14 protein-coding genes are annotated in these 11693 nt (G+C 60.0%); 12 read left to right on the forward strand and 2 right to left on the reverse strand.

Annotated features, from left to right (window positions below; translation table 11 throughout):
• Positions 1–33: 33 nt before the first annotated feature.
• Positions 34–474, forward strand: a complete 441-nt coding sequence (locus ELR57_RS06125) for a MarR family winged helix-turn-helix transcriptional regulator (RefSeq protein ID WP_126958310.1) — start codon at positions 34–36, stop codon at positions 472–474.
• Positions 475–585: 111 nt separating this feature from the next.
• On the opposite strand, the gene ELR57_RS06130 is transcribed toward ELR57_RS06125, so the two are convergent.
• A complete protein-coding gene (locus ELR57_RS06130) occupies positions 586–1761 on the reverse strand; it encodes a S8 family peptidase (RefSeq protein ID WP_158629946.1) in 1176 nt (391 codons plus the stop codon).
• A gap of 161 nt (positions 1762–1922) precedes the next feature.
• Between ELR57_RS06130 and ELR57_RS06135 the strand changes: the two genes are divergently transcribed.
• From ELR57_RS06135 to ELR57_RS06155, 5 genes are all read left to right on the forward strand, one after another.
• Positions 1923–2156, forward strand: coding sequence for a DUF4227 family protein (locus ELR57_RS06135; RefSeq protein ID WP_126958138.1), 234 nt, complete (start codon positions 1923–1925; stop codon positions 2154–2156).
• A 169-nt stretch (positions 2157–2325) separates the two neighbouring features.
• Entirely contained in the window at positions 2326–3228 is a 903-nt protein-coding gene (locus ELR57_RS06140) for a site-specific tyrosine recombinase (protein ID WP_126958139.1), read from the forward strand.
• Positions 3229–3240: 12 nt separating this feature from the next.
• Entirely contained in the window at positions 3241–4413 is a 1173-nt protein-coding gene (locus ELR57_RS06145; protein WP_126958140.1) for a phosphopentomutase, read from the forward strand.
• Positions 4414–4434: 21 nt separating this feature from the next.
• Positions 4435–5259 (forward strand): purine-nucleoside phosphorylase, encoded by an 825-nt coding sequence (locus ELR57_RS06150; protein WP_126958141.1) that lies wholly within the window; start codon positions 4435–4437, stop codon positions 5257–5259.
• 30 nt (positions 5260–5289) lie between these two features.
• Complete coding sequence (locus ELR57_RS06155) at positions 5290–6615, forward strand: pyrimidine-nucleoside phosphorylase (protein WP_126958142.1); 1326 nt, start codon at positions 5290–5292, stop codon at positions 6613–6615.
• Positions 6616–6826: 211 nt separating this feature from the next.
• Here ELR57_RS06155 and ELR57_RS06160 read toward each other — a convergent pair whose 3' ends face one another.
• The gene (locus tag ELR57_RS06160) at positions 6827–7069 is read right to left on the reverse strand and encodes a hypothetical protein (protein ID WP_126958143.1); all 243 of its coding nucleotides are present in this window, start codon (positions 7067–7069) and stop codon (positions 6827–6829) included.
• A 258-nt stretch (positions 7070–7327) separates the two neighbouring features.
• Between ELR57_RS06160 and ELR57_RS06165 the strand changes: the two genes are divergently transcribed.
• The 6 genes from ELR57_RS06165 to ELR57_RS06190 all read left to right on the forward strand — a co-directional run bounded on the left by ELR57_RS06165 (position 7328) and on the right by ELR57_RS06190 (position 11678).
• Positions 7328–8548: a D-alanyl-D-alanine carboxypeptidase family protein gene (locus ELR57_RS06165; protein ID WP_126958144.1), complete on the forward strand. Its 1221-nt coding sequence runs from the start codon at positions 7328–7330 to the stop codon at positions 8546–8548.
• Positions 8549–8810: 262 nt separating this feature from the next.
• On the forward strand, positions 8811–9164 hold the full coding sequence (gene spoIIAA / locus ELR57_RS06170) for an anti-sigma F factor antagonist (RefSeq protein WP_126958145.1): 354 nt from the start codon (positions 8811–8813) through the stop codon (positions 9162–9164).
• On the forward strand, positions 9161–9607 hold the full coding sequence (spoIIAB, locus tag ELR57_RS06175) for an anti-sigma F factor (RefSeq protein ID WP_126958146.1): 447 nt from the start codon (positions 9161–9163) through the stop codon (positions 9605–9607). The genes spoIIAA and spoIIAB overlap by 4 nt, the downstream gene beginning before the upstream one ends.
• Positions 9608–9632: 25 nt before the next feature.
• Positions 9633–10391, forward strand: coding sequence for an RNA polymerase sporulation sigma factor SigF (gene sigF / locus ELR57_RS06180; protein WP_126958147.1), 759 nt, complete (start codon positions 9633–9635; stop codon positions 10389–10391).
• A gap of 233 nt (positions 10392–10624) precedes the next feature.
• Positions 10625–11257, forward strand: coding sequence for a stage V sporulation protein AA (locus ELR57_RS06185; protein ID WP_126958148.1), 633 nt, complete (start codon positions 10625–10627; stop codon positions 11255–11257).
• Positions 11250–11678 carry a stage V sporulation protein AB gene (locus ELR57_RS06190; protein WP_126958149.1) on the forward strand — a complete coding sequence of 143 codons (429 nt, stop codon included), beginning with the start codon at positions 11250–11252 and terminating at the stop codon, positions 11676–11678. The genes ELR57_RS06185 and ELR57_RS06190 overlap by 8 nt, the downstream gene beginning before the upstream one ends.
• The last annotated feature ends 15 nt before the right edge of the window (positions 11679–11693 follow it).

Below are 11693 nucleotides of genomic sequence, written 5' to 3' on the forward strand. Positions count from 1 at the left end.
AGTCAAGGGGATAGTATCGTGAGCGACGACTTGATGAAGCTGGAGAATCAATTTTGTTTTGCCGTGTATGCATGCGCCCGCGAGATCACGAAGCTCTACCATCCGCTGTTGAAGGAGTTAAACCTTACCTATACGCAGTACATTACGATGCTCGCGCTCTGGGAGAAAGACGATGTCAGCGTGAAGGAGCTGGGCGAGAGGCTCTACCTGGACTCGGGAACCTTGACGCCGCTCCTGAAGAAGCTGGAAGCGTCCGGCCATTTGACGAGGACGCGCGATCAATCGGATGAGCGAAGCGTCCGGATCGTGCTGACGGAGCAGGGCAGATCTCTGAAGGAGAGGGCTTGTACGATTCCCGAACAGCTTTATCGGCAATATGGGATGGGGATCGAGGAGCTGACCGGTCTTCGAAACACGATGACCGACGTTCTGAAGAAGATTCACGACCACGGGCAATCGCAGGAATCGAATTGACGCGGGCATCTGAAGCCGCCCCGACCCCGCTTCGGGCGAAGCCGGGTTAGGGCGGTTTTGGCGTCGGTCCGACTTCGGGGTAAAGGTTAGCAGGTCAGCGGGCGATTGGGCTTAGCATCGGCCTTTGTTCTTGGCGGTTCCCGCTCGCCGGGATCGATTATAGGCTGCGGGGGCGACCTGAAGGAGGCCGGATCCGACCGCATTGCCGCCGCCGGGAATTCTCAGAGCGTAACGGCGGAGCCGCCTGGCGACTCCGGCGGCCGACAGTCTTGGAGCATAGCCGCGAAGAAGCGCCGCGCCGCCGGTGACATGCGGGGCTGACATGGACGTGCCGGACATTCTTACATAATGGCCGCTCTTCGCCGTCGAGAGAATGTTCACTCCCGGGGCCGCGACGGCGATGCCTCTCCCGCGGCTGGAGAAGAAAGCGGGAAGGTTGCCGCGCGTCGACGCCGCCACGGCGATCGTCTCCGGATAACGCGCCGGTGCGTCGAGGCCGCCGCTGAAGCGTCCGGAGTTCCCCGCCGACGCGACGAGGACGATTCCCCGGCGCCTCGCTCTCTTCAGAGCGTTGCGGAGCGCAAGGCTGTCTCCGGCCATGCCGAAGCTCATATTGATGACCCGCACTCCGTTCGCGATGCACCAATCGATTCCTTGAACGATATCCGAGATGTAGCCTTCGCCTTTGCGATCGAGCGCCTTGACGGCATAAAGGCCGGCTCGGGGCGCATTGCCGTATAGACGGCCGCGGCCCGTCGCGGCGGCGATCCCGGCCACATGGGTGCCGTGCCCGTTGTCATCGGCGAATGAGCCTCCCGGGACGATGGCGTTCGTTCCGCCCGCGATGCGAAGATCGCGGTGCGGGGCAATGCCGGTGTCGAGAATCGCGACCTTGACGCCCGAGCCTTGCGTTCGCTTCCAGAGAGGGGGAGACTGGACCCGGCATACGTTCCACGGCGCTTTGACCGGACAGGCCTGACGAGTCCTCAGAGACAGACGCTTCTTGGATGCCGGGAAGCGAGCGTGGGCGGATACCTTCGCATCCTTCTCGACGTAGGCAATCCGCGGGTGCTTGCGCAAGCGGGACCAACGGTGCCGCTTATCCGCATGGCAGCAGATCAGGCGGAGCGCCCTTGAGCTCTTCACCGGCTTGATTCCCGCGGACGTAAGCTCTTGCAGGCATTTGCGATAATCGCCGCTTCCCTTCAAGGCGACGATTCGGCGTTCGGTCGACGGCGAGGGCTTCGCCCTGACGGAGAGGGACAGAATCTGTTCTACCGGTCTCATGCGCGCAACTCTCCCTGGATCAGACGGATTGGGCGGTCTTGGCCATCCCTCCTGCAATGTATGGACGAATGAGCCGGAAGGTTCGCCCGGCTCGGCGGTCATGAAACGATCCTTGTCCGAATACAATGCTCTCAACTCATTCGAGAGAGGGCGAGAGCGTCATGCGAAGCGGATCGGGAAAATGGCTGGAACGCTTGCAATTTACCTTGCTGTTCCTTGTCTTGACGGTTATGGTCCATCATGTATTCGGCTGGATGCAAGGATGGCTGGTTCCGGTCGATCCCTACAAGGTACCGGAAGGACGATCCGCCAAGGTGTTCCAAGCGGGCGATTCGTCCGAGAGCGTCTCCGAAGCGAAGGAGCGGCTAAAGCTCTACTGGTGGCTGGGAGAGTAACGGGGAGATTAGCTGTGAGAGCAGCGAATGAGCAGGATATTTTCCACGGGGCGGGGAATTCAATTATAGGCGAGACATGAATCGACAACCGGGTACGCTCGCTAGCCCGAAGCGGCAGACAGCCTAGAGGCTGCGGGAGCTGTACGCAACAAAGGAGCTTGGGAAGCCCATGAGAGATCACATGGACGCATACTTGAAGGAAGCCGAGCAAGAGAAAGGGCTGGCGCGCAATTCTCTCGAAGGCTATCGCAGCGACTTGGCCGATCTGCTTCTCTACTTGGAGGAGCTCGGGATCGGCCGGGTTCAGGATATTCATAACCGCCACTTGTCCGCTTACCTGATGAAGCTGCGCGGACTGGCGAGATCGAATTCGACGGTGTCCAGGCGCCTTGTTTCCATTCGATCCTTTTTTCATTATCTGCAGACGAAGCGAATCGTGCCGGACAATCCGGCGTTAACCCTGCAAGCGCCGCGAGCCGAGAGAAAGCCTTATTCGGCGATGACGGAGGAGGAGGTCGAACGGCTGCTCGAAACGCCGGAGCTGGATTCGCCGTCCGGGCTGCGGGATAAAGCGATGCTGGAGCTGCTCTATGCAACGGGATTGCGGGTGTCGGAGCTGCTCGCGCTCGATGAGGATCATCTTTATCCGGAGCTTGGGCTGCTTCGGTGCGTAGGGCCGGGCGGCAAGGAAAGAATGGTTCCGCTCGGTTCCTTCTGCGTGGAATGGATGGTAAAATATACGCGGGAAGCAAGGCCGGCCCTGCTTCGCGAAGGCAAGAACGAACCGGCGCTGTTCCTGAATCATCTCGGCACCCGGATGACAAGGCAGGGCTGCTGGAAGCTGATCAAGAAATACGCGGCAGAGTCGGGACTGAACGAGGACATCACGCCGCACACCCTGCGTCACTCCTTCGCCGCCCATCTGTTGGGAAGAGGGGCGGATCTTCGTTCCGTTCAGGAGATGATGGGCCATAAAGCGCCCGCAACGACGCAGATCTACCAGCCGGCGGTCAAAGGCCGGCTCAAAGAAGTCTATGAGCAAGCTCATCCAAGAGCCCGCATGAATAAATAGGAGGAGTATCGGATGAAGTTTCGTCGCATTGCCGTTATTGTTCTGGACAGCGTAGGCATCGGAGAGCTGCCGGACGCGGAGAATTATCGGGATCTGGGAGCTCACACCTTGGGCCATATCCTTGAATCGGTGCCTTCCATGAAGCTGCCGAATCTGCGCAAGCTCGGGCTTGCGAACATCGCTCCGCTAGGAGACTGGAAGCCTGAGGCCGCGCCAGGCGCCTTCTATGGCAAGATGGCGGAGGTATCGGCCGGCAAGGATACGATGACCGGCCATTGGGAGCTCATGGGCCTCAAGATCGAGACCCCTTTCCGGACGTTCCCGGAGGGGTTCCCTTCGTCTCTGATCGAAGAGTTCGAGCGAGAGACGGGACGCGCCGTCCTCGGCAACAAGCCGGCATCCGGAACGGAGATTCTGGACGAGCTGGGCGAAGCGCAGATGAAGAGCGGGGCCTGGATCGTCTATACGTCCGCGGACAGCGTGTTCCAGCTGGCGGCGCATGAAGAGATCATCCCGCTCGAAGAACTGTATGAAGCGTGCCGAATCGCCAGGCGCTTGACGCTCGCGGACGAATATTCGGTCGGGCGCGTTATCGCGAGGCCGTACGTCGGCAAGCCGGGAGCGTTCCAGCGGACCCCGAACCGCCACGATTACGCGCTCAAACCGCCGGAGCCGACGGTGCTGGACTCGCTGAAGAACGCGGGCTTCGAAGTGTCCGCGGTCGGCAAGATCAACGATATTTTCGACGGCGAGGGAGTGACCCGGGCGCTTCCGACGAAGAGCAACGCGCACGGAATCGAGCTTACGCTGCAGGAGCTCGATCGGCAATTCGAGGGGCTTCTGTTCACGAATCTCGTCGACTTCGATTCGCTTTACGGGCATCGGCGGGATCCGCAAGGGTACGCCGGAGCGCTGGAGGAATTCGACCGGGCGGTGCCGGCTCTGCTGGAGAAGCTTGGCCCGGACGATCTGCTCGTCATTACCGCCGACCACGGCAACGATCCGGTTCATTACGGAACCGACCACACGAGAGAATACGTGCCGATTCTCGCTTACTCGCCTTCGCTGTCCGGAGGAGAGTTGGGAATCCGGGAGACGTATTCCGATCTGGCCGCGACGATCGCGGACAATTTCCAGGTGAAGCCGACCGGGCGCGGACGCAGCTTCCTGCCCGAGCTTAAATAGAGAAACGAAGGAGAGATTCGCATGGCGCAGCAGACCAAGCAAATTATCGAAGAGGCGGCCGCCTATATCCGGTCGCTCACCCCGCATGTGCCGGAGATCGGCCTGATTCTGGGCTCCGGACTCGGCGTAATCGGAGACGAAGTAGAGGATGCCGTTACGATTCCTTACGGCGAAATCCCTCATTTTCCGGTATCCACGGTGGAAGGACACGCCGGCGAATTGGTCATCGGCCGCCTCCAAGGAAGAACAGTCGCGCTTATGCGCGGGCGCTTCCATATGTACGAAGGCTACGAGCCGGAGAGAACGGCGCTGCCGGTCCGCGTCATGAAGCAGCTCGGCGTGAAGACGCTGCTCGTCACGAACGCGGCGGGCGGAGTCAACCTGGATTTCTCGTCGGGCAATCTCATGATCATCTCCGACCATCTGAACCTGACGGGACGCAACCCGCTCGTCGGTCCGAACGACAACGCGCTCGGCGTCCGTTTCCCGGACATGTCGGATGCGTATTCCAAGAGGCTTCGCCAGGTCGCGAAGGAGACGGCGTCCGAGCTCGGCGTGCCGGTCAAGGAAGGCGTATATGCCGGATTGCTCGGGCCGAATTACGAGACGCCGGCCGAGATCCGCTACCTGCGCGTCATCGGCGCCGACGCCGTCGGAATGTCTACCGTGCCGGAAGTCATCGTTGCCCGCCACGCGGGCATCGAAGTCATCGGAATCTCCTGCATCACCAATATGGCGGCAGGCATCCTCGATCAGCCTCTGTCGCACGAAGAAGTCATGGAGACGACGGAGCGGGTCAAGTCGCAATTCGTTTCTCTCGTGCTTGCCTTGCTGCCTAAGCTGTAGATCGATTCGAGAATAAAGGAGATGACGAAGATGCGCATGGTGGATATCATCCGCAAGAAGAGAGCGGGAGAAGAGATGACGGCGGAGGAGATCCGATTCGTCATCGAGGGAGTCGTATCGGGAGCCATTCCCGATTATCAGACGGCGGCATGGGCCATGGCCGTCTGCTTCAACGGAATGACCGACTCGGAGACGGCGGATCTGACGCTGGCGATGGCGCACTCCGGCGACGTCGTCGACCTGTCGGCCATCCGCGGCGTCAAGGTCGACAAGCACAGCACGGGCGGGGTCGGCGATAAGACGACGCTCATCCTGGCGCCGATGGTCGCCGCTTGCGGCGTGCCGGTCGCCAAGATGAGCGGAAGAGGGCTCGGCCACACGGGCGGGACGATCGACAAGCTCGAGTCGATTCCGGGCTTCCGCACCGAGCTCGCCCGGGAGGAATTCTTCTCCCAGGTGAACGAGATCGGGGCCTCCGTCATCGGGCAGAGCGGCAATATCGCTCCCGCCGACAAGAAGCTGTACGCGCTGCGCGACGTCACCGGCACGGTGGAGTCGATTCCGCTCATCGCAAGCTCGGTCATGAGCAAGAAGATCGCGGCGGGCGCGGACGCGATTCTGCTCGACGTCAAGTTCGGCAGCGGCGCGTTCATGAAGACCGCCGAGGACGCGATCATCCTCGCGAAGGCGATGGTGGCGATCGGCACGGAGGTCGGACGTACGACGGTCGCGGCCATCACGGACATGGATCAGCCGCTTGGCCGCCTCATCGGCAATGCCCTCGAGGTGCGCGAAGCGATCGAGATCCTGCGCGGAGAAGGACCGGCGGACCTTCGCGAGCTGTGCCTGAAGCTCGGAAGCCACATGCTGGTGCTCGGCGGGCGAGCGGCGAACGAAGAGGAAGCGCGCGGCAAGCTGGAGGCCGCTATCGCGTCCGGCGCCGCGCTGGACAAGCTGGCGCAGATGATCGCCTCGCAGGGCGGCGACCCGGCGATCGCCCGCCAGCCGGAGCTGCTGCCGCAGGCCGACGAGCGCATTCCGGTGCTCTCGGCGTCCGACGGCTTCGTGCACGGCATCGACGCCGAAGAGATCGGGCTCGCCGCCATGCGGATCGGCGCTGGCCGCGCGGCGAAGGAAGACCGGATCGACTACGCCGTCGGCGTCGAGCTGGTCGCGAAGCGCGGAGACCGGGTGCGCAAGGGCGATACCCTTGCCATCCTGCATGCGCGCCGCGACGACGAAGCCGCCCGCTCCTCGGCGGAGCAGATCGTCGCCGCCTACGAGCTCGGCGGCGAAGCCCCCGCCGCCAATCCGCTTATCTACGCGATCGTCAGCAAGGAAGGCGTTCAGAGCTAAGAAAGCCAAGAGGCTGTCCCGGAAGTCATGGACTTCGGGACAGCCTCTTGGCTTTCTTGAGGACGGCAAGAACTCCCCGTCCACCCGCACTCAGCATTTCGGTAAAAGATACCCAATTGGGCCCACCATCCGCAAGTTGTCGCGGCATTTGGGTACCGGATGCCCAATTGGGCCTATCCTTTGCTGCCGTACGGCGCGTTGCCCTTCTGCTTCAAGCCGCCAGGGAAGCGGACGCGGCGTTGTTCCGGCGAACGAATCGCTCAAGCTCGGCAACCAGCTCCGAGAGTTCCGCCTGCAGCGTCTTCAGCTGCGAGTATCCGTTCGATGCCATCCTCTCGGCCGCGCTGCCCGCAACCGTCTTCGATTCGATCGAGTCGCGAAGCCATTCCAGATCGAATTCGCTCCTCCAATCCATCGCTGTCATGGATTCCTCGTACCTCGCCAAGTTTTTCATTCGCAGTTCCTCTCCGTAACCGTTTTTTTACAAGCATACCTTAACCCTGTTAAATAAGTTTAGGAGAATTGTTAAATAAGATTGAGAATTTTTCCATTTTTCGCAATAGATCGGGGCAGCAACGGCAGCCGGACGGCAGGATGCAGATTCGGGCGTCGATGATAGTGTGGAATATTTTGCTTTTGCGCGGGGCACACTGGTTGGAAGAAGACACCATAGCCTGCCACACCGGCATCTGGAGGGGAAAACCAAACTCACATGCATACGACGCGATACCGCCGCTGGGTTCGTCCTCTGACAACTCTGGCCTTGACCGCAGCACTATTGGCATCGGCTGCCGCTCCTTCCGCCCTGGCGGAAGAATCGTCTGCCGGCCGGGCCAAGCCGAATGCTCCGCAAACCGATCTGACGGGCTCGGCTCGTTCCGCCATTCTGATGGATGCGGACAGCGGGACCGTTATTTTCGAGAAGAACAGCACCCTGGCCCTGCCTCCCGCGAGCATTACGAAGATCATGACGATGCTGCTGGTGATGGAGGCTCTCGACGAAGGCAAGATCAAGCTTACGGACAAAGTCCAAACGAGCGAGCACGCCGCATCCATGGGTGGTTCTCAGATCTTTCTGGAGCCCGGGGAAGAGATGACGGTCGAAGACATGCTCAAAGGAGTGGCTCTCGCTTCGGGCAACGACGCTTCGGTCGCCCTCGCGGAGAAGCTTGCGGGCAGCGAAGAGGAATTCGTCAAGCAGATGAACGAGAAGGCGAAGGAGCTGGGCATGACCAGCACGCACTTCGTCAACTGCAACGGGCTTCCGGCCCAAGGCCATGTGTCGTCGGCACGGGACATCGCCCTCATGTCGCGCGAGCTGCTTAAGCATGAGGAGATTACGAAGTACACCGGGCTTTATCAGGACCATCTGCGCAAGGATAAGCCGAAGCCGTTCTGGCTCGTCAACACGAACAAGCTGGTGCGGTTCTACAGCGGCGCGGACGGGCTGAAGACCGGCTACACGGGGGAAGCGAAGTTCTGCCTGTCGGCGACAGCCAAACGCGACAATCTGCGTCTGATCGCCGTCGTGATGGGAGAACCGAACACGAAGACCCGCAACGCGGAAGTGTCGAAGCTGTTCGATTATGCGTTCGCGCAGTTCACGAACGTCCCGATCTACAAGAAGGGGGACACCATCGGCACGCTTCAGGTGCAGAAGGGCTCCGTGGCCAAGCTCCCGATCGTCGCGAAGCATTCGTACAGCGTCCTCGTCCGCAAGGGCGACTCCAAGGGAGACATTCGCCATGAGCTGGTGCTTGACAAAAAGGTAACGGCTCCGGTCGAAGCGGGCAAGCAGGTGGGCAAGCTGATCGTGTACCGGGGCAACGAGGTTATGAACGAATTCCCGATCGAAGCGCCGGCTTCCGTGGCTCGCGCAGGCTGGTGGACTCTCTTCAAACGCTCGGCGGGCAAGCTGTTCCTGAACGACTAACGAGAATCAAGCGAAGAAGGCGTCAAGAGGTCGGTCTTGCGCCTCTTTGCTGTATTTTGTCGCGAAGGAGAAGCTAGCTTCTAGTTTTGTCGGGGGGCAGGAATGGATTTCAGAGTTGTAGAATGGAGTAAGACAGTAAACCGGCGGAACGGCGATGGGGATTCGCCGCGAGCTTGCCGAAGGCCGGTTTAATGGTTCGCCTTGGCTGCTGGGCCGCGCATGGGAGGTTCAGTCGTTTGCTACATGATGGGGAGGGATCGGCGTGAGTTTGCAAGTAGAGTTGGAGCAGCATCGCAATGTCTTGGTTGTCCGGTTGCGAGGGGAGCTAGACCATCACACGGCGGACATCGTCCGCTTCAAGATGGAGGATGCGATTCTTCGAGGCCGCGCGGAGCATGTCGTCCTCAGTTTGAAAGACTTGCAGTTCATGGACAGCTCGGGTCTTGGGGTCATCCTCGGAAGATACAAGCTGATCAAGAGCCGCGGCGGCAAAATGGTCGTATGCGACGTTCATTCGAACGTGAAACGGTTGTTCGAGCTGTCCGGCTTGTTCAAGATCATGTCTTTCTACGAGACGGAGCGTTCGGCTCTCGCCGGATTGGAGGTCGTATCATGAGCGCAGGAAATTTCATGAAGCTGTCATTCGCGAGCCGTTCCGAGAACGAGGCGTTCGCCCGCGTCTCGGTTGCGGCGTTCGTCTCTCAATTGGACCCGACGCTGGAGCTGCTTAACGACATCAAGACGGTCGTCTCGGAAGCGGTGACGAATTCTATCATTCACGGCTACGAGAACAAGCCGGATGGCGTCGTGCTGCTGGAGGCGGAGATCGAAGGAGATACCGTCACCATCACCGTGTCGGACGAAGGCAGGGGCATCGAGGATATCGACCTCGCCAGACAGCCGCTGTACACCTCGCGTCCGGAGCTGGAGAGATCCGGCATGGGCTTTACGATTATCGAGAATTTCATGGATGAGCTGGACGTGGCCAGCGCACCAGGCAAGGGAACCCGTCTTCGCATGAAGAAAAGAATCGAATCCAAGAAGGCGCTGTTCAACTAAATACCGCGCGGCAGGGGTTGGAGGAATGGAAATCGAATGGAAGCGATCGTCGCCGCAAGGGTATCTGGATGATTCCGAAGTCAAGCGGCTTATCGCGCTCAGCCAATCCGGCGACGGAACGGCGCGCGAGACGCTTGTCTCCAGCAATATTCGGCTCGTCTGGTCTGTCGTTCAGCGCTTCTCGGGAAGAGGGTACGACTCGGAGGATCTGTTCCAGATCGGCTGCATCGGTCTCCTCAAAGCGGTAGACAAATTTGATCTCAGCTACGACGTGAAGTTCTCGACATATGCCGTCCCCATGATCATCGGGGAGATTCAACGGTTCCTCCGGGACGACGGAACGCTCAAGGTCAGCCGCTCCTTGAAGGAGATGGCGAACCGGGTGCGCAAAGTGAAGGATGAATTGTCCAAGCGATTCGGCAGGCAGCCGACGATCGGAGAGGTCGCCGAGGAGCTCGGAGTGACTCCGGAAGAGATCGTCTTCGCCCAGGAAGCGAACAAGCCGCCGACGTCCATACACGAGACGGTATTCGAGAACGACGGCGACCCGATCACGCTGATGGACCAGATCGCGGACGATTCCCAGGAGAAGTGGTTCGACAAGATGGCTCTGACCCAAGCGATTCAGGGGTTAAGCGACCGGGAAAGGCTGATCGTCTTCCTGCGTTACTTCCGGGATCAGACGCAGTCGGAGGTTGCCAGCCGGCTAGGCATCTCGCAGGTGCAGGTCAGCCGCTTGGAGAAGAAAATCCTGCAGAGCATCAAGGAGCAGATCGCGCAATAGGAAGCTTCGCAACGCAGGGGACCATGCAAGAGAAGAGATTTCGCGACATAGGAAATTCCGCTCCATCGCGTAACGACCGTCTGCGCCAAGCCTTTCGGCTTCCCGGCGCAGGCGGTTTTTATTGTTTTTTGGACTATGGAGACGGGCTTTGTTTCATACTACTGGCAAGGTTGGAGCGAACAGGCGTGATTGGAGCAAGGGATTCATACACGCTGCGAGAGGAGTAGGAGCCGGTGGAGACGACCGTCTACCTGCGTCTTAGGCGCAGAATTGTCGTGAAGCAAGCCGCGGAGATTCGATTGGGCGACATCGCCCGAATCGTGTCGGAGCCGGAGATCGAACGGAATTTAAAAGAAGTGGTGCTGCACCGGGTCAAGCCGGAGGATGGGGACAGGCTGATCGTCGACATGCTGCATATCGTCCGCCTCATTCGGCAGGAAGCCCCGGGTTTGACGATCGAGTCCTACGGGGAGCCGCATGTCCTGATCGAGATCGCGAAGGACGGCGAGGTAAAGCCCAGGCGCGCGGCGTTGACGCTCGCCTGGCTGCTTCTGTTCTTCGGCTCCGGGATGACCATCATCAACTTCCATGCCGACGTCAATATGCCGGTCGTCCAGAGGCGCGTTATCGAGCTGCTGACGGGCCACGGGGATCGCCATCCCTGGCTGTTCCAAATTCCCTATTCGATCGGCCTCGGCCTGGGCATGATGCTATTCTTCAATCGGCTGTTCCGCAAGCGCAGAAGCGACGAACCGAATCCCCTTGAAGTCGAGATGTTCATGTACCAGGAGAACGTCAACCATTACGTGATAACGGAAGAGTTCCGCAAGAAGCAGGAGCGCTCTACGGAGACTGGCCATGATTGAGGGAGTCCGGCTCTTGTTTGTCCCTGTCGTCGCTCTAGCCGGCGGCTTCGCCGTAGGAAGCGCGTTTGTCGCGCTGCTCATCGTCTTGGACCTCATCCCGCGGCTTGTCCAGCTCACTCGCGCCCATCGGCGTTCGGAGGTGTTCGAGTCCGCGCTGCTGGCGGGGACGGTGTACTGGTGCTGCGCGGATTTTTTCGGCTGGGTCGTACTTCTCCCGAAGGCCGTACTGCTCGTTCCCGCGATCCTGCAGGGAGTGTTCGTCGGAATGATGTCGGCCGCCTTGACGGAAGTGCTGAACGTCATCCCGATTCTGACGAAGCAGCTTCGTCTGCATCGCTATTTATTCGCGTTATTGATCGCGTTGGCGCTTGGCAAAATGGCCGGCTCGCTGATCGATTGGCTTATACTGCAGCCGAGATAAGGAACAGGAGTGGAT

Source organism: Cohnella sp. AR92, from assembly GCF_003990975.1.
GTDB lineage: Bacteria > Bacillota > Bacilli > Paenibacillales > Paenibacillaceae > Cohnella.